At 67.6% G+C, this 14,899-nt stretch carries 25 protein-coding genes and 2 pseudogenes; 6 read left to right on the top strand and 21 right to left on the bottom strand.

The window, feature by feature from the left end; genetic code table 11:
* Window positions 1–148: 148 nt before the first annotated feature.
* Together G7085_RS05540 and G7085_RS05545 are read right to left on the bottom strand one after the other, a co-directional pair.
* Window positions 149–580, bottom strand: coding sequence for a hypothetical protein (locus G7085_RS05540; RefSeq protein ID WP_197510213.1), 432 nt, complete (start codon window positions 578–580; stop codon window positions 149–151).
* 60 nt (window positions 581–640) lie between these two features.
* Window positions 641–1,333, bottom strand: coding sequence for a DUF4352 domain-containing protein (locus G7085_RS05545; RefSeq protein ID WP_197510214.1), 693 nt, complete (start codon window positions 1,331–1,333; stop codon window positions 641–643).
* Between the two features lie 389 nt (window positions 1,334–1,722).
* Between G7085_RS05545 and G7085_RS24370 the strand changes: the two genes are divergently transcribed.
* The gene (locus G7085_RS24370) at window positions 1,723–1,887 is read left to right on the top strand and encodes a hypothetical protein (protein WP_231979255.1); all 165 of its coding nucleotides are present in this window, start codon (window positions 1,723–1,725) and stop codon (window positions 1,885–1,887) included.
* A gap of 97 nt (window positions 1,888–1,984) precedes the next feature.
* Window positions 1,985–2,311 carry a hypothetical protein gene (locus tag G7085_RS24375; protein ID WP_231979256.1) on the top strand — a complete coding sequence of 109 codons (327 nt, stop codon included), beginning with the start codon at window positions 1,985–1,987 and terminating at the stop codon, window positions 2,309–2,311.
* Window position 2,312: 1 nt separating this feature from the next.
* Here G7085_RS24375 and G7085_RS05555 read toward each other — a convergent pair whose 3' ends face one another.
* From G7085_RS05555 to G7085_RS05615, 16 genes are all read right to left on the bottom strand, one after another.
* Complete coding sequence (locus G7085_RS05555; protein ID WP_197510215.1) at window positions 2,313–2,519, bottom strand: hypothetical protein; 207 nt, start codon at window positions 2,517–2,519, stop codon at window positions 2,313–2,315.
* A complete protein-coding gene (locus G7085_RS05560; protein ID WP_197510216.1) occupies window positions 2,519–3,385 on the bottom strand; it encodes a glycosyltransferase in 867 nt (288 codons plus the stop codon). Before G7085_RS05560 ends, G7085_RS05555 begins: the two co-directional genes overlap by 1 nt.
* 52 nt (window positions 3,386–3,437) lie before the next feature.
* Entirely contained in the window at window positions 3,438–3,734 is a 297-nt protein-coding gene (locus G7085_RS05565; RefSeq protein ID WP_197510217.1) for a hypothetical protein, read from the bottom strand.
* An 8-nt stretch (window positions 3,735–3,742) separates the two neighbouring features.
* Window positions 3,743–3,865 (bottom strand): hypothetical protein, encoded by a 123-nt coding sequence (locus G7085_RS29555; RefSeq protein ID WP_269451781.1) that lies wholly within the window; start codon window positions 3,863–3,865, stop codon window positions 3,743–3,745.
* Entirely contained in the window at window positions 3,862–4,302 is a 441-nt protein-coding gene (locus G7085_RS05570; protein WP_197510218.1) for a hypothetical protein, read from the bottom strand. Before G7085_RS05570 ends, G7085_RS29555 begins: the two co-directional genes overlap by 4 nt.
* Window positions 4,302–4,823, bottom strand: coding sequence for a hypothetical protein (locus G7085_RS05575; protein ID WP_197510219.1), 522 nt, complete (start codon window positions 4,821–4,823; stop codon window positions 4,302–4,304). Before G7085_RS05575 ends, G7085_RS05570 begins: the two co-directional genes overlap by 1 nt.
* A gap of 58 nt (window positions 4,824–4,881) precedes the next feature.
* Complete coding sequence (locus G7085_RS34225; protein ID WP_408647061.1) at window positions 4,882–5,001, bottom strand: hypothetical protein; 120 nt, start codon at window positions 4,999–5,001, stop codon at window positions 4,882–4,884.
* Window positions 4,998–5,426, bottom strand: a complete 429-nt coding sequence (locus tag G7085_RS05580) for a Gfo/Idh/MocA family protein (protein WP_269451782.1) — start codon at window positions 5,424–5,426, stop codon at window positions 4,998–5,000. Before G7085_RS05580 ends, G7085_RS34225 begins: the two co-directional genes overlap by 4 nt.
* A 179-nt stretch (window positions 5,427–5,605) precedes the next feature.
* On the bottom strand, window positions 5,606–6,616 hold the full coding sequence (locus G7085_RS05590; RefSeq protein WP_197510222.1) for a DUF1972 domain-containing protein: 1,011 nt from the start codon (window positions 6,614–6,616) through the stop codon (window positions 5,606–5,608).
* A 23-nt stretch (window positions 6,617–6,639) separates the two neighbouring features.
* Window positions 6,640–7,161: an adenylyltransferase/cytidyltransferase family protein gene (locus tag G7085_RS05595; RefSeq protein ID WP_331715491.1), complete on the bottom strand. Its 522-nt coding sequence runs from the start codon at window positions 7,159–7,161 to the stop codon at window positions 6,640–6,642.
* A gap of 415 nt (window positions 7,162–7,576) precedes the next feature.
* Complete coding sequence (locus G7085_RS24380; protein ID WP_331715492.1) at window positions 7,577–7,969, bottom strand: ABC transporter permease subunit; 393 nt, start codon at window positions 7,967–7,969, stop codon at window positions 7,577–7,579.
* A gap of 123 nt (window positions 7,970–8,092) precedes the next feature.
* Window positions 8,093–8,461 carry a hypothetical protein gene (locus G7085_RS24385; protein WP_231979257.1) on the bottom strand — a complete coding sequence of 123 codons (369 nt, stop codon included), beginning with the start codon at window positions 8,459–8,461 and terminating at the stop codon, window positions 8,093–8,095.
* Window positions 8,461–9,093 (bottom strand): ABC transporter permease subunit, encoded by a 633-nt coding sequence (locus G7085_RS24390; RefSeq protein WP_331715493.1) that lies wholly within the window; start codon window positions 9,091–9,093, stop codon window positions 8,461–8,463. Before G7085_RS24390 ends, G7085_RS24385 begins: the two co-directional genes overlap by 1 nt.
* Window positions 8,982–10,028 (bottom strand): hypothetical protein, encoded by a 1,047-nt coding sequence (locus G7085_RS32105; protein ID WP_331715494.1) that lies wholly within the window; start codon window positions 10,026–10,028, stop codon window positions 8,982–8,984. The genes G7085_RS24390 and G7085_RS32105 overlap by 112 nt, the downstream gene beginning before the upstream one ends.
* Before the next feature lie 85 nt (window positions 10,029–10,113).
* Window positions 10,114–10,815 (bottom strand): sugar ABC transporter substrate-binding protein, encoded by a 702-nt coding sequence (locus tag G7085_RS05610; RefSeq protein ID WP_197510223.1) that lies wholly within the window; start codon window positions 10,813–10,815, stop codon window positions 10,114–10,116.
* On the bottom strand, window positions 10,788–11,369 hold the full coding sequence (locus tag G7085_RS05615) for a sugar ABC transporter substrate-binding protein (protein ID WP_197510224.1): 582 nt from the start codon (window positions 11,367–11,369) through the stop codon (window positions 10,788–10,790). Before G7085_RS05615 ends, G7085_RS05610 begins: the two co-directional genes overlap by 28 nt.
* A 246-nt stretch (window positions 11,370–11,615) precedes the next feature.
* On the opposite strand from G7085_RS05615, the gene G7085_RS24400 reads away from it, so the two are divergent.
* From G7085_RS24400 to G7085_RS05630, 3 genes are all read left to right on the top strand, one after another.
* Window positions 11,616–11,777, top strand: coding sequence for a LacI family DNA-binding transcriptional regulator (locus G7085_RS24400; protein ID WP_231979259.1), 162 nt, complete (start codon window positions 11,616–11,618; stop codon window positions 11,775–11,777).
* 243 nt (window positions 11,778–12,020) lie between these two features.
* Window positions 12,021–12,590 (top strand): substrate-binding domain-containing protein, encoded by a 570-nt coding sequence (locus G7085_RS24405; protein ID WP_331715495.1) that lies wholly within the window; start codon window positions 12,021–12,023, stop codon window positions 12,588–12,590.
* Window positions 12,591–12,785: 195 nt separating this feature from the next.
* On the top strand, window positions 12,786–13,049 hold the full coding sequence (locus tag G7085_RS05630; protein WP_197510226.1) for an HPr family phosphocarrier protein: 264 nt from the start codon (window positions 12,786–12,788) through the stop codon (window positions 13,047–13,049).
* Between the two features lie 31 nt (window positions 13,050–13,080).
* On the opposite strand, the gene G7085_RS24410 is transcribed toward G7085_RS05630, so the two are convergent.
* From G7085_RS24410 to G7085_RS34230, 3 genes and pseudogenes are all read right to left on the bottom strand, one after another.
* The gene (locus G7085_RS24410) at window positions 13,081–13,563 is read right to left on the bottom strand and encodes a hypothetical protein (protein WP_331716050.1); all 483 of its coding nucleotides are present in this window, start codon (window positions 13,561–13,563) and stop codon (window positions 13,081–13,083) included.
* Window positions 13,564–13,569: 6 nt separating this feature from the next.
* Window positions 13,570–13,801 (bottom strand): annotated as a pseudogene (locus tag G7085_RS32110) (lyase family protein); the annotation flags it as partial.
* A 109-nt stretch (window positions 13,802–13,910) separates the two neighbouring features.
* Window positions 13,911–14,530 (bottom strand): annotated as a pseudogene (locus tag G7085_RS34230) (lyase family protein); the annotation flags it as partial.
* A gap of 52 nt (window positions 14,531–14,582) precedes the next feature.
* Between G7085_RS34230 and G7085_RS05640 the strand changes: the two are divergent.
* Window positions 14,583–14,843 (top strand): NUDIX domain-containing protein, encoded by a 261-nt coding sequence (locus G7085_RS05640; RefSeq protein WP_197510227.1) that lies wholly within the window; start codon window positions 14,583–14,585, stop codon window positions 14,841–14,843.
* Window positions 14,844–14,899 lie beyond the last annotated feature (56 nt).

Here is a 14,899-nt window from a genome sequence, read left to right on the forward strand (position 1 = left end):
CGCCCCGCCATGCCCGAACGAGCCGACGGCACGCAGGTCGGCCCCCGCAGCGGAGCCAGCCACCGCTCCTCACTGGGCAGGAGCAGCACCGCGACCACGATCGCGCACACCTGGCCGAGGATGAGCGCCGCGAAGAACGCCTCGACGCTCACCGTGCCGAACGCCGCCACCAGCAGCAGGCTGCCGAGCGCTCCGACGACAGCGACCGAGTCGACCACGACGAGCCGCCAGAACTGCATGACGCCCATGAACACCCGGCGGAGCAGTTCCTCGAACTGGAATGCCACGAGCGCACCCGCGAACAGCAGCGCCTGCAGCGGTGACAGCAGGGTCGCGGCCATCGCCACCCCGGCCACGACCGCGCTGGCCAGCCCGAGGATGATGGCCCAACCCTGCAGGGCCCCCGGACCCGCGGGTCTTCGCGGCGGAGGATCACGAGCGAATCGCCGACCATCCCGCTGGCAAGCGCGGTCGCCAGGATGATCACGCCGAGCGAGAGGCTGATCAGGCCGAGACCCGCCGCGCCGAGCGTCCAGGCTGCGATGATCTGCAGGCCGAAGTTGCCGACCGCCTGCCACACCTGCGCGACCGCCGCACCCACTGCCCGTGATCTCAGGAGACCCCGACTCCCGTTGCCATGTCAGTTCAACTCGCCGCTGAACACTGCTGAAGTGTGCACGTTGTCGAAGTCGACAACCACGGTGACCTGCGAGCGTGAGGCCTTGGGAACCGCGAATGCGTAGCGCGCGGTGTTGGACCCACCCGCGGCGACCTGTCCGGAGAAGTCGGAGACGTCGGCCTCCTCGACATAGACCGGAGCGACCAGCTGGTCGTTCTTGTCGAGCACCGTGACGACCGTGGTGTCGAGGTTGATGGGTTCCGCACCGCTGTTGACTATCTCGAGCGCCAGGATCGCGTACTGCCTGCCTGGAAACCGACCGGGACCCTCCTTGGTCTCCTCACCGAACTCGATGCCGGAGATGCGCAGGGTCACGCCGTCGCTGTAGACCACCTTGTCGGTCGTGTCCGCCGGCTCAGCGGTGGCGGTCGGCTTCGAGGCTCCGCCGGAGCGCTGCACCTTCGGCAACGGTGTCGGGTCCACCGACACCTTCGTCGGCGGAGCCTCCCCGGAAGGAGCAGGCGCAGGCGCGGACGGCGTCGCCGTCGGAGGCGTGGTGGCCGGGGCCGGTTCAGGTGAACCTGTCGGGACCCCTGTCTGTGACGTGCCGGGCATCGGCGTCGACGGCGCTGTCCCGTTCCCCGACGCGGTCGTGCAGCCGCTCAACACCAGGACGGCGATGACGGCCACCACGTGGCGATGGCTGAAACCCATGTGCATTCTCCCCCGAAGAATACGAGTGGTGGCGACTACACCACCGGCTCCCTCCCCACGTCACCAGGACACGGTTCGGGTCTCTCGTGGCCGGAGCATAACCCGGCCGTACAACGACTGTCACTAGTTTTTCGGAACCCGTCGGGCGACGCTCCCCACGTTCAGGTTCCCTGGCCCGCAGCCCGAAAAGTGGCTACAGTTTCGGGCAAAGAGGGGAGGGCCGCCATGCCTGATCGAGCCACGACAACCAGCTTCTCGGAGGATTTCGCGCGCCTCCGATCGGCGCAGAAGTCCAACTCAGGCGCCCCGATCTACTCCGTGCTCATCAACCGTCCCTCGGCCGCCTGCTGGCCGCCGCCGCCCATCAGGCCGGTCTCAAACCAGATCAGGTGACGCTGGTCAGCGCGTTCTTCACCCTCACCGGGATCGCGTTGATCGCACTGCTGCCACCCGGACCGGTTGCCGCTCTGACGGTCACGTCGGCGCTGGTGCTCGGTTACGCGTTGGACGCCGCGGACGGGCAGCTGGCGCGGCTCCGGGGCGGGGCAGCCTGACCGGCGAGTGGCTGGACCACGTCATCGACTCGTTCAAGATCGCGACGCTGCACCTGGCGGTGCTGATCGGCATGTACCGCTTCACCGACCTGGCGCAATGGTGGTACCTCGTGCCGCTGCTGTTCGCCGCCGTCTATGTGGTGCACTTCTTCGGTTTCCTCCTCACGGAGTTGCTGACCCGCATCGCAGGCCTGCGCCTCGGCCGGCCGCATGCGGCGGCCCGCGGGGCTCGACGCTGGCCTCCCTGCTCAAGCTGCCGACCGACTACGGCATCCTCGCCGTCTCGTTCCTCCTGCTGGCCTGGCCCGGCGTGTTCGCCTGGGTCTACCTGTTCCTCGCCGTCGCGAACGCCGGCTACACGCTGCTCGTGCTGCCCGTGTGGATGCGTCGACTCCGCGCGTTGGACGCCGACCTGGCGCGCTGACTCACGGTTCGCTCAGACCCAACGCCTCAACCAGGTCGCTGCGGTAGCGCCGCCGCGAGTAGAGCTCTGCCACCCGCGTCGCATCTCCGGCCGCGCGGGACGTGTACTCCGCCCAGTCGTCCAGGATGCTCACGATCCCATCGGCGACGGCCGTCGCGTCACCTGGCGGCACCACGATGCGGCTCGTGACCGACTCGGTCGCCTCCATCAGCCCCGGATCCCGCTCACAATCAGCGGCCTGGCGCTGAGCGCTGCCTCCACCGCGGTGTTGCCGAACGACTCGTCCAGCACGGAGGGGACGATGACCAGGTCCGCATCCTCCAGGAAGCCCCAGACGTCGGCCTGGAATCCGTGGAAGCGGACCTTCCCGTCGAGGCCGGACTCCGCGACCTGCTGTCTCAGGGTCGACTCGTAGCCCTCGTTACCCGGAAAGACCGCACCCACGAGGTCCACCGAGACGTCGCGCCCACGTTCGGAGAGGATCCGCGCCGCCTCCAGCACCACGTGTGGCCCCTTCCTGTGGGAGAGCCGGCCCACGTAGAGCACCCGGGCCGGTGGCGCCGGAACGACACGGGCCGGGGCGAGGGCGGGTGGGCCCACCACCGCGTTGTGGACCACACTCGTGCGTCGCGCAACCGAGGGCGCCGCCCCACGCAGGACGTCGAGCGTCACCCGCGAGTTGGCCACCACCCGCTGGCAGAGCATCAGGGGTCGATAGAGCGCCGCCCGGAGGACGCGTGAGGTCATGGCCTCAGCCTCGTGCACGTGGCACACGACCCGCCGCCGGGCGACGCGGGCCAGTACGAACCACAACGGCGCGGTGACCGTGTTGACCAGGATCACCGCGGGCGAGACCTTCCTCACGAGGCGCCACATCGGCCCCAACCCGCCAACGACTCCCCAACCAACTGGACAAGTCCCTGGGGAGAGCAGCCCCCGGCGCACCACGGGAACCGGCAGTTCGATGACCGTCGCCCCACATGGGTCATCTCCCGGATGAGGGCCCGGGCCCGGGACGGTCACCACAACCCGGAAACCAGCGTCCACCAGCGCGCGTGCGCTCTCGAGCGCCATCCGGTCGGAGCCGTACAGGTCGGCCCCGGGTTGGCGATCAGGACCGTAGTGGTCATCGGTCCACCCAGTACCTGTCGACCAGTTCGCGCGTGCTGCGGATGTTCCTGCGCGACGAGGCGCCGAACACGATGGCCTCGATGTTCGGCTGCTCGCACACCCAGGAGATGGCCTCGTCGGGCGGGATGGCGCCGGACGCGAAGACGGACATCGCCACGGCCCGGAAGTCGTGGGTCTCCAGCGCCTTCCGGTACGCGTCCATGCCGCCGGACATCCGGAACCCGATCCTGTTGATGTTGGAGCAGATCAGCGGACTCTCCAGTCCGCGCCGCGCAAGCACCCCGGCGAGCATCGGAAGGTTCATCGTGATGAAACCCGGCTCCGCCCGTACTTCGACCGGACATGGTCGGCGAAGATCGTGAAGGCCTCGTCGAACCCCATCCCGAGGAGCAGGTCCGTGACGACGTTCTGCAGCCAGATCACCGGGGTCGGGAGCCCTCGAACATCTTCATCTCGGCGTCGATGAGAAGCGTGACGACACCCTCGATGTCCTTGCCGACCAGGGAGGAGGTGCCACGCATGGCGGCATCCACGAAGCCCGATCCCGGCAGGAAGCGCTTGAGCGCGCCCATCATTCCGTCGGTGGTCACGGCATTTGCGTACTTGTGCGCATACGGCATGCCGGGGAACAGTGTGAACTCCGGGTACTCGTCACGGTGGTCGAGGAAGTACCTGGCCACCTCGCCGATGCGGTCATGGGTGGTGCACATGAACGTCCTGACGCCCTCGTCGTAGGCGTCGCGCAGGACGTCGATGACGGCGTCGTTGCGCTGGAACCTCATCTGCTGGTGCCGCGCCTTCTCCTCCGACATGTGGTTGACACCGAAGAACTGATTGTCACCGAAGAGCAGCCGATCCATCACCCGGCCTCCTTCCCGCTGAAGGCCCGCGCCGCGTCGCGGACGCGGGAGCCGAGTGTGCGTTTCGTCGGTGCCGCCACGGGTTGCGCCCCTGCCAGGTGGACCGCCGGGCCGCGTCGCGAATCCTCGATCATGGTCTCGATGAGTTTGTCCGTCTCGACCGCCGACTCGAACGTGTTGATCCCGTCAGGCCTGCCCGAACCGACCCGCTCGACGAAGTGCGCCAGTTGGGCCGTGTACTCCTCGCCCCGCAGGTAGAAGTCCACCGGTTCGGTCAGCTCGGTGGTGTACCGGACGTTCCAGCCGCTCTGGTAGCCGGGAGGAAGGGTGGCGTCGTCGCGCAGGTAGACCTGGATCTCCTGGCGGTCGGCGAAGATCCGGCCGCGGGTGCCCCACAGCGTGATCCTGGTGGTCATCTTCCGGACGGACTCGTCCGACCAGTTGACCGACACGGACACCGTCTTCCCTCCCGGGTAGTAGAGGGTGGAGCTGACCTCGTCGTCGATCTCGGCCGAGAACACCCGGTTCAGCACCGTCCCCCGACGCCCTCGGGCTGCCCCAGATACCAGTTGATCAGGTTCAGGGGTGTGCGGCGTAGTCGTAGAGGCAGCCACCGCCCTCAGCGCTCCTACTGCGCCACGTTCCACCCTGCGGCTTCAGCACCACGGGGCCGTAGGCCTCTGCAAGGCCGTGGGTCACCTCACCGATGGCTCCAGCGGCCAGGAGCCGCTTGACCTCGGCGAACGCCCCGACGAACCGGTTGTGGTAGCCGACCTGCGTGACGAGTCCCGCGACCGCGCCAGATCCACCAGCTCGTCCCCGTCCACCGCGCGCAGCGTGAACGGTTTCTCGCAGAAGACGGAGACATCCGCCTCCAGCAACTGCCTGACCATCGGGTAGTGCAGCCTCGAAGGCGTGGCGACGACGGCGGCGTCGGGTCGCTCCTTCTCCAACAGCTTCCCGATCGACGGGTAGGTGTTGAGTCCGGTGTACTTCTTCAGCACACCGAGCAGATACCCGGTCGAGTCCACGATGCCGACCACTTCGACGCCGGGCAATGCCCGCACCATCGACAGATGGGAGATCCCCATCTTCCCAAGGCCTACCACTGCCACCTTCACCATGATTGCCCCCTCCAAGGCAGATGATCCCCCGATTCACCGACCGCGGACCCTGTCCAGCAGTTCGCGGTACTGCTCGCCGACCTGCTCCCAGGTCAGTCCTGACCGGTAGCGGCTCCGCGCGGCCTCGCTCATCGCGGCCAGGCCGCGCCGTGACCCGAGGATCGCGTCAAGTCTGTCAGCTACGTCATCGGCCGTTGCGAAGAACGCCTGATCGGGTCCGGCTGTCCACCGGTTGTAGGCGTTGTCGTGGGCGAGCACGGGATTACCAGCCCCGAGCGCCTCCACCAGGGACGGGTTGGTGCCCCCGACCGTGTGACCGTGCAGATACAGCGCGCTGTGGAACCGCAGCGGCTGCACCACGTCGGGGTCGAAGATGGCGCCGAGGAAGACGACCTCGTCCGAGGCGGCCTCCACCACCGCCCGGTGGTAGCCGTCCTCCTCCGGGCGGTAGTCACCGAGCAGCGCCAGACGGTAGCCGCGTGGCCTGCGGGAGAACCCTCCACGATCTCGAGGATCGAGTTCTCGGGGATGGGCCGACAGATCAACGTGAGATAACCACCGGGTTCGAGCCCGAGGGCCCGCACCGGGGCCTCGTCGGCCTCGAGCACCTCGTCGGCACCGTAGGCGATCATCGTGATCTTGCGGCGCGGCGCCCGCGACCACAGGTACTTCTCGATCTCGGGATGGTCGGCGATGAGGTGGTTCCCGAAGAGCGCCGCGAAGCGCTCGTTGATGTAGAGGATCGCCTGCCTGGTGAAGCCCCACCTCGAGCGTGACCACTCGATGCCGTCCATGTTGATGACCATGGGGATGCGACGCAGCCGCTGCCAGATGTTGAAGATCCCGGTGTTGTACCCGAACACGAGGTTCACGTCACGGTGCCGGCCTGCGTGCCGCACGCAGATCAGGTCGAACAGGGAGGTTCCCCGCCATCCGGGCAGGTCCACCGCCACATTGACCCGTTCGATGCCGCGCCACACGTCGTAGGTGATGGGGCCCCTGCCCGGCACCTGACAGTAGATGACCACCCGCCATCCCCGTTCCAGCAGGTGCAGCCCCACCTTCTCGGCCGCCGTCTCGAAACCGCCGTAGTTCGCGGGCACCCCGTGGGTGCCGAGGATCCGGACGGTGGGTCGGGAGTCTGCGACCCCGGGATCGGGCCGTGCGGCCACGGGGTGCTCGGTTGTCATGCAGTGGTGCCCTTCGGTGAGACTCAGCGGCCCGCGAGGATCTGCCGGAGCGCGGTCGAGGAGGTGTGTTTCGTGTACGGGAAGTAGCGCACGGACGCACCGACGCTGGCCATCTCCTGCTCGAGCAGGTTCCCCTTGTCCGTGCCCATCCAGTCGTCGCCCTTGAAGAGGACGTCGAACCGGACGCGGTCCCAGACGTCGAGCTTGCTGGTCGAGAAGTCGACCACGACGGCGTCGACGATGCCGACGGCCGCCACCACCTGTACCCGTTCCTCGAGGCTGACCATCGGCAGGTGACCCTTCGCGGTGAACAGTTCCTCATCCGTGACGACGCCCACCACGAGCCGGTCGCACAGCTGGCGCGCCCGCTTCAGGATGTTCAGGTGCCCGATGTGGAACCTGTCCCACGCCCCCGGCACGTAGCCGAGCACCCCGCCGGAGGCCGTGGGCACCGTCTGCACCCAGTCTCCCAGCGGCACGGCGTGCGGCGTGAGGAGCCGGTCGACCCGTGCCGGCCCCACGCCGATGTCCGACCTCGCGAACACGACGTCCCTCGGACCGCGCCGCAACGCGTCGCGGGGATCGAAGATGGCGGCGTCCGCGACCTCACGCAGCGCGCCGGCGATCTCGAGTCGCTCATGCGCCGGGACAACGGGCTCCGCCCCGAGTGCTCACGGACCGCCTCGTCCGAGAGGACCCTGACCTCCAGGCGCTCGGACGCCGCGGCGGCCTGCCGGACGACATCCACGTCGCCGCCGTTGACAAGGTCGAAGGTTGACAGCAGAAATGCAGTACCCACTTGCACGATTCCCCTAAGGTGCAACGAGTTACCGATCCCGAGGGATCTATCGGGTCACTCTGGCACACCCCACCCGACGGTGAAAGGGGTTCGCGATATTGCCGCGGAGACGCGGCGGCGGTCGGGACCGAATGGCCCCGACCGCCGCCGGTTCGCCCCGGCTACCCCTTCACGCCGCCCGCGGTCAGCCCCGAGACGATGTACTTCTGCAGGTACATGAACAGCAGGATGATCGGGATCGCGGCGATCACCGCACCCGCGGCGAAGAGTGCCCACGGGGCGTTGCGCTCGTCCGAGCCCCATACGTACAGGCCGACCGCGAGGGTGTAGTCCTCGGGGCGCGGCAGCACGATCCTCGCGAGGATGAACTCCCCGTAGGAACTGACGAAGCTCAGCAGGCCCACCACGGCGAGGATCGGCGTCACCAGCCGCATCACGATGCCCCAGAAGATCTGGGCGTGCGTCGCGCCGTCGATCCGGGCGGCCTCGTCGATCTCCATCGGAATGGTGTTGAAGAACCCGTACATGAGGAACGTGTTCGCCCGAGGGCCCACCGAGGTAGACGCAGATCAGCGCGAGGTTCGATCCAAGCCCGAGCGCCGGGAAGATCTTGCCCAGCGTCAGCACCAGGAGGAAGATCGCGACGAACGCCAGCATCTGCGGGAACATCTGGATGATCAGCAGCGCGGTGAGGCCACCGCGGCGCCCCGTGAACCGGAACCGGCTGAACGCGTAGGCGGCCCCGCCGCCATCAGGACGGTGCCGATCGCGGTGGTTGTGCTGACGATGAAGGAGTTGAGCATCCACCGCGGGAAGTTGGATGCCATCAGGGACGCGTAGTGCTCCCCTGTGAAGGCGCTGAACAGTTCGGTGGAGCCGGTCAGCGTCCCCACCGGATTGACCGAGGCGGACAGCACGTAGAGCAGCGGGAAGACCGCGAACACGATGACCACGATCGCAAACACGTGCTTCCAGCCGACCTCGCTCCACCAGCGCGTCCCGCGCAGCCGGGTGTCGTTCTGACCATTTCCGGGTTTCCTGGCCATCACATGATCTCCTCTAGCTTGCGGGTCTGCCGGAAGCCGATCCACGAGATCAGGCCGACGATGACGAAGATGAGGATCGACATGGCGCTCGCCAGGCCGTACTGCTTGTTGCCTCCCTCGAACGCAACCGCGTAGACGATCGAGATGAGGATGTCGGTCTCACCGACGGGAACGGGGGCGCCCGGATAGTTGGGGCCACCACCGGTGAGCATGTAGATCAGGGAGAAGTTGTTGAAGTTGAACGCGAAGCTCGAGATCAGCAGCGGTGCCACCGAGACGAGCAGCAACGGCAGCGTGATGGAGAAGAAGCGGCGCAGCGGCCCCGCTCCGTCCATGATGGCCGCCTCCGTCAGCTCGCCCGGGATCGACTGCAGGGCCCCGGTGCACACGAGGAACATGTACGGGAACCCGAGCCACAGGTTGACCAGCAGGATGGAGATCTTGGCGAGGTTGCCGTCACCCAGCCAGTTGATGTCCGCCCCGCCGAGGATCACCTGGTTGAGATAGCCGAACTCGCGGTTCAGCAGGCCACGCCACACCAGCGCCGCGAGGAAGGCCGGGAAGGCGTACGGCAGGATGAAGAGAGCCCGGTAGAGCGTCCGGCCCTTGACGCGGGGGTCGTTGAACACCACGGCGAGGACCATGCCCATCGCGAAGGTGGTCGCCACCGATGCGATCGCGAACACGAAGGTCCACACCAGCGCCTTGAGGAAGGGTTCGGCCAACCGCGAGTCGGTGAACATGCGGGTGAAGTTCTCCGCCCGACCAGCACCCGCCACCCGGGGGTGAGCGTCGAGCCGTCATCGGCGACGAAGAGGCCCTTCGCGGGATCGGCCCGGTACACCTTGCCGTCTGCATCGGTGAAGGTGTCGGTTGCCGCGTCGTGACTGAGCAGCGACTTCGCAACGTAGGCCATGGAGGCGTTGTCGGTGCGGAGCCAACCGTCGGCGGGGTTGTCGGTCATGCTGACGCGAAGGCCGAGCACCTCGTCCTGGCGCTCCTGGATCTCCGCGAGCGTCAGCACGGTTGCGCCGTCGACCCCGGTCACCCGGTCGCCGTCGGTGGTCGCGTCCACGGGTGTGAGCGGCGTCTGGGCGTCGCCCGCCACGGCCTCCCCGTCGAGGACGATCGCGAAGGCGATCTCCCCGTTGCGTTCGAGCACGGCCACCGGATAGGTCGGCGTCCCCTCGACGCGCCGGTCGGAGGTCTTCATGATCTGGGTGATGGCCGCGGCCTTGTCGTCGTTGTGCCCGTCGCCGTAGTTGGTGAACGCCACGTAGGCGGTGTTCAGCATCACGTAGACCTGGAACACGACGAGGAACACCAGCCCCGGCACGAGATATTTCGCCGGGATGGCGCGCTTCGAGAAGTAGACGAAATCGACGACGATCAGGCCCACGACGAGGAAGGCCAGGACGGCCCACTCCTGTTGCCCGTAGCTCGCCAGTATCCCGTAGATGCCGAACGCGTTGACCAGCATCATGAGGACGAGCTTCACGTAGAAGCCCGGGCGCGCGATATCGCGGGCGTGGGAGAGCCTCGGGGCCGTTCGGGTCGGAGTGCTCACGGATTGTCCCTTCGCTTCATTGCGACGGCTGAGGGTTGCGGACGATCCCTCGCCCGCAACCCTCAGTCTAATCAGAGGTCAGCGCTCAGATGGCGTCATTGATGTTCTTGACCATGGCCTGCCACGCGGCGACCGGCTCCGCGGTCCCGTCGATGATGCTGAGCTGCGCCCCGCCCCAGAACGTCCACACCGCGCCCATGGCCGCGATGGCCGGCATCGGCTGGCCGTCCTTGCCCGCCTCGGCGAAGCCCTTCAGGATCACGTCGTCGACCTTGGCCGCCGACTCGGTGAGCGCGGGCTCACGGCCGCCGAGCTCGTACAGCTTGTCCTGCGCCTCGGGAGTGGTCATGTACTCGAGGAACTGGTTGGCGAGCAGCGTGTTCTCGGACTTCGAGGAGAGGTAGACACCCTGGACCCCGAGGAACGGGGCGGACGGCTTGCCACCGGCAGACGGGACGGCCAGCACTGTGACGTCGAGCCCGGCCTTCTGGAAGTCGGCGATGTTCCACGGGCCGGTGACGATGTAGGGCGTCTTCTGATCGATGAACGCCTGCTTCGCCTGGGCACCGTCGAGCGAGGCGGACACGACCTTGGCGTCGGCCATCTTCTTCAGGTAGACGGCGAAGGCCTCGCCCTCGGGGCCGGCCATGCCGAGCTCGGTGGTGTATCCACCTGCCGCGTCGGTCTTGAACACAGTGGCACCGAACGACGACTGGACCGGGTACAGGTGGTAGGCATCACCGCTGGGGCCCTGCTGGATCACGGCCGGGAACTCGGCGCCCTGCACGGCCTGCCCTGGGCGATCAGCTCGTCGAAGGTGGCCGGGGTGTCCTTGACCATGCCGTTGTTGCGGACGAGGCCGATGTTCTCGACCGCGTAAGGCACGCCGTACAGCTGGCCGTCGAACGTGAAGCCCTGGATCGCGAGCTTGTTGAAGCCGTCGACCGCGTCGCCGATCTCGACCGGCGCGACGACGCCGTTCTTCTGGAAGTCACCGACCCAGTCGTGGGCGCCGACCACGAGGTCGGGTCCCTCACCCGTCGGGGCCTGCGCGATGAAGTCGGTCTTGAGGTCGGCCGTCGGCTTCTGCACGACGTCGAGCGTCACGCCGCTCGCGGCCTGGAACGCGGTTCCGATCTCCTTGAAGGCATCGATCCGGGTCTCATCGACCCACACCGTCAGGCTGCCGGCGGCGGCGGGCGTGCTGGGCGGAGCCGTGGCGCTCGACTGTGGGCTCGTCGCCCCACCCGTGGGCGTCGCGGTCGGGGTGCCGCCACCGCTGCAGGCGGCAAGGGAGAGGGTCAGCCCGGCCGCTGCGACGGCAATGAGGCTCTTACGCATGTGGTTCTCCTTAGGGATCCGGGTCGCTTCGGTGCCACCCGCGTACTTCGATAGCGTAATGAAATCCGCAATCGATGCAAGCGTTTTGCATAACAACTCGGTAACGACAGCGACAGATACCGAACAGACGACGGCTTCGGAGGCATCATTGCAAGAATCCTGCAAAACTCTTGCACGATGTCAAGGGTTCTGGGAGCATGACCGGAGAAGCTCACGAGAAGGGGAGGCGCCGTGATCCCACCACGGATGCGGTTGGCGGACATCGCCGAGATCGCGGGCGTCTCGACCGCGACGGTCTCACGGGTCTTCAACAGCAAACCGGGTGTCGCCGAAGCGACGCGGGCCAGTGTGCTGGCCGCGATGGAGACCCTCGGCTACCCTCGACCGCATCCGAGCGCGAGGGTCTGATCGCCGTCATCGTCCCGGAACTCGGCAACCCCACCTTCGCTGCCTTCGCCCACGAACTGTCGCTGCAACTGGCCGCGGCCGGGCAACACATGCTGCTCTGCTCGTCAGGTCCGGGGGAACCACCGAGGAGCAGTATCTCGACACCCTGCTCGGCGTCGAGGTGGCTGGGCTGCTGTCGGTCTCCGGCTCCCTCGCCGACCAGCTGGCCACCCCACGCACTATCAGCAACTGATCTCGGCGGGAGTGCCAGCCGTCTTCATCAACTCCCACGACCACCGCGTCGACGCCGCCTTCTTCTCGTGCTCCGACGCCGAGGCCATCGCCTCCTCCGTGGCGCATCTGCGCTCCCTCGGCCACACCCGCATCGGGCTGGCCGTCGGGCAGCAGCGCTACCAGCCCACCCGGCGCAAGATCGAGGCGTTCCTCGACCAGGGTCTTCCCCGGGAGAGCATCGTGTCGACCATCTTCAGCGTCGAGGGCGGCCAGGCCGCGGGTGGAAGGCTGCTCGACGCCGGCCACACGGCCATCATCTGCGGGTCCGATGTGATGGCGCTCGGCGTCATCCGTGAGGCACGCTCACGCGGCCTCTCAGTGCCGCAGGACCTCTCGGTCGTCGGTTATGACGACTCCCCACTGATGGCGTTCACCGACCCCGCCCTCACCACGGTGCGACAGCCCGTGCGCGCCATGTGCAAGGCGGCCGTCGACACGCTGCTCGCGAGCATCGGCGGCACCCGGACCGACAACACCGAGATCCTCTTCCATCCCGACCTGATCATCCGCCAGTCGACGGGGCCGCTCCGCAGGCCCTGACCCGGTGACGGTCGTCCCCGCTGCCTCCGCGGAACGTCCCGAGGCGCCCATCGGCCCCCCACCTCACGGGGCAGGGAGCCGTCGGACGACCACCCGGCCTGCCCAAAGGCGGGTCTGACCAATTGGGGTGGGCGGCTATGCTTGACCTCGGCAGAGCGGGGCAGCGGAGCCACGCGGAGCAGTAAGGAGCACAGGATGCCGTCCAAAGTTGCAGTCGTCGGCTCGAGGATCGGTCTCCACGCACGCCCCGCAGCGGTGATCGCGTCAGCCGCGTCAGAGTTCGAAGATGAGATCACGTTGTCCGTGGGCGGTGCGGACGGGCACGGCGTCGACGCCACCTCGTCGCTGCTCATCATGACGCTCGGGGCGGAACTGGGTGTCGAGGTCACCGTCGAGTCCGAGAACAGGGACGCGGTCGATCAGATCGCCGCCCTCATCGAGCAGGACCTCGACGGCTGACCCTGGTCAGGCCCGGTCGCTCCGATCGGCCTCATCCAGCGCCGCCTCCACCCTGGCGATGGCCTCGGGTGTGAGCGCGGGGAGCGGCCCCGTGTCGAACAGGCCGCCCGACAGCGTCGTCGGATCGAGCATCGCGTCGAGTTCGTCCTCCCCACCAGGTCCTCACCCAGCACAAGGTCGCGGATCGACTCCCCTCATGCAGGGCACGCTTGGCCAACCGGGCGGCGGCCGCGTACCCGATCCGCGGCGTCAGCGCCGTGACCACGCCCACCGACGCCTCCACGTTGCCGCGGAGCCGCTCCTGATTGGCGGTGATCCCATCGACGCAGTTGATCCGCAGCGTCCTGATCGCACGGCGGAGCCAGGTCGCGTTCTGCAGCAGGACGTGCGCCATCACCGGCTCGAACGCGTTGAGTTGCAGCTGGCCGGCCTCGGATGCCATCGACACGGTGATGTCAGCGCCGGCGATGATGAACGCGACCTGGTTCACGGCCTCGGGAATCACCGGGTTCACCTTCCCGGGCATGATCGAGCTGCCGGCCTGCTTCTCGGGAGGTTGATCTCCCCAGCCCCACCTGTGGGCCGGAGCTCAGCAGCCGCAGGTCGTTGCAGATCTTCGACAACCGCATCGCGGTGCGTTTGAGCACCGAGGACACCGAGATGAACACCCCCGTGTCGCTGGTGGCCTCGATCAGATCCCTCGCGTTGTCCAACTGCTCGAGCCCGGTGACGGCGCGCAGGTGCCTGAGCACTGCCGGGCGTAGTCCGGCGGCGCCGTGATGCCCGTCCCGATCGCGGTGGCCCCAGGTTCAGCCGCCAGAGCAGCTGGCGGACGTCCTCGAGCCGGTCGATGTCGTCCCCGACCGTGGTGGCGAACCCCCAGAACTCCTGGCCGAGCGTCATCGGCACCGCATCCTGCAGCTGGGTGCGGCCGACCTTGAGCACCTCCCGGAACTCGCGGCCCTTGGCCGCGAACGAGTTGCGCAGCAGGCGCATCTCCTGGATCACGCGCAGCAGCGAGTAGACGAGGCTCAGTTTCACCGCGCTCGGGTAGGTGTCGTTGGTCGACTGCGACCGGTTGACGTGGTCGTTCGGAGACAGGAAGTCGTAGTCGCCGAACGGCCGTCCCGCCAGTTCGAGCCCGCGGTTGGCGATCACCTCGTTGAAGTTCATGTTCGTCGAGGTGCCCGCCCACCCTGGATCACGCCGACGACGAACTGGTCGGTCAGCCCACCGTCGATGATGTCCTGCGCCGCCCGGTCGATCAGTTCGGCGCGCTCGCCGTCGAGCACGCCGATCTCCCTGTTTGCCCGTGCCGCTGCCTGCTTCACCTGGGCGTAGGCGACCAGGAGGTCCGGGTAGACGCTGATCTCACGCCTGCTGATCCGGAAGTTCTGCATCGCCCGCGCGGTGTTGATGCCCCAGTACACGCCGTCCGGGATCTCGAGTTCGCCGAGGGAGTCCCTCTCGATTCGTGCCATGGCGACACGCTACCCATCGACGCCCCGCACCGCGTCTGATTAGCTGGAGTGCATGGAGATCGAGCTGGTGGCATGGGCGATCGTGCGCGACGGGGTCGGGCGGGTGCTGCTGGGCAGGCGCGCAGGCACCGGTCGCGGCGAGGGATTGTGGAACCTGCCGGGCGGCCACGTCGGGATGGGCGAGCCGGTCGCCGCCGCCGCGGCCCGCGAGGCGGCCGAGGAGGTCGGGGTCACGATCATCCCCGCCGACCTCGATGTGGTGGGCGTCGAGCGGTGGGAGCAAGGGGCTCTGGCGGGTTCAGCATCTTCCTGAGCGCCTCACGGTGGGAGGGGACGCCGGCCGCACTGGAGAACACCTCGGAGGTCGGG

Source organism: Tessaracoccus coleopterorum (assembly GCF_011174705.1).
GTDB lineage: Bacteria > Actinomycetota > Actinomycetes > Propionibacteriales > Propionibacteriaceae > Arachnia > Arachnia coleopterorum.

Excerpts from the sequence above, each read along its gene's own strand:
- G7085_RS05545 (WP_197510214.1), bottom strand. The coding sequence starts at position 1,333 with ATGGGTTTCAGCCATCGCCACGTGGTGGCCGTCATCGCCGTCCTGGTG.
- G7085_RS24375 (WP_231979256.1), top strand. The coding sequence starts at position 1,985 with ATGGTGGTACCTCGTGCCGCTGCTGTTCGCCGCCGTCTATGTGGTGCA.
- G7085_RS05555 (WP_197510215.1), bottom strand. The coding sequence starts at position 2,519 with ATGGAGGCGACCGAGTCGGTCACGAGCCGCATCGTGGTGCCGCCAGGT.
- G7085_RS05560 (WP_197510216.1), bottom strand. The coding sequence starts at position 3,385 with ATGGCGCTCGAGAGCGCACGCGCGCTGGTGGACGCTGGTTTCCGGGTT.
- G7085_RS05565 (WP_197510217.1), bottom strand. The coding sequence starts at position 3,734 with ATGCTCGCCGGGGTGCTTGCGCGGCGCGGACTGGAGAGTCCGCTGATC.
- G7085_RS05570 (WP_197510218.1), bottom strand. The coding sequence starts at position 4,302 with ATGGATCGGCTGCTCTTCGGTGACAATCAGTTCTTCGGTGTCAACCAC.
- G7085_RS05580 (WP_269451782.1), bottom strand. The coding sequence starts at position 5,426 with ATGGTGAAGGTGGCAGTGGTAGGCCTTGGGAAGATGGGGATCTCCCAT.
- G7085_RS05590 (WP_197510222.1), bottom strand. The coding sequence starts at position 6,616 with ATGACAACCGAGCACCCCGTGGCCGCACGGCCCGATCCCGGGGTCGCA.
- G7085_RS24385 (WP_231979257.1), bottom strand. The coding sequence starts at position 8,461 with ATGGCCAGGAAACCCGGAAATGGTCAGAACGACACCCGGCTGCGCGGG.
- G7085_RS05615 (WP_197510224.1), bottom strand. The coding sequence starts at position 11,369 with ATGCGTAAGAGCCTCATTGCCGTCGCAGCGGCCGGGCTGACCCTCTCC.
- G7085_RS24400 (WP_231979259.1), top strand. The coding sequence starts at position 11,616 with ATGCGGTTGGCGGACATCGCCGAGATCGCGGGCGTCTCGACCGCGACG.
- G7085_RS05630 (WP_197510226.1), top strand. The coding sequence starts at position 12,786 with ATGCCGTCCAAAGTTGCAGTCGTCGGCTCGAGGATCGGTCTCCACGCA.
- G7085_RS05640 (WP_197510227.1), top strand. The coding sequence starts at position 14,583 with ATGGAGATCGAGCTGGTGGCATGGGCGATCGTGCGCGACGGGGTCGGG.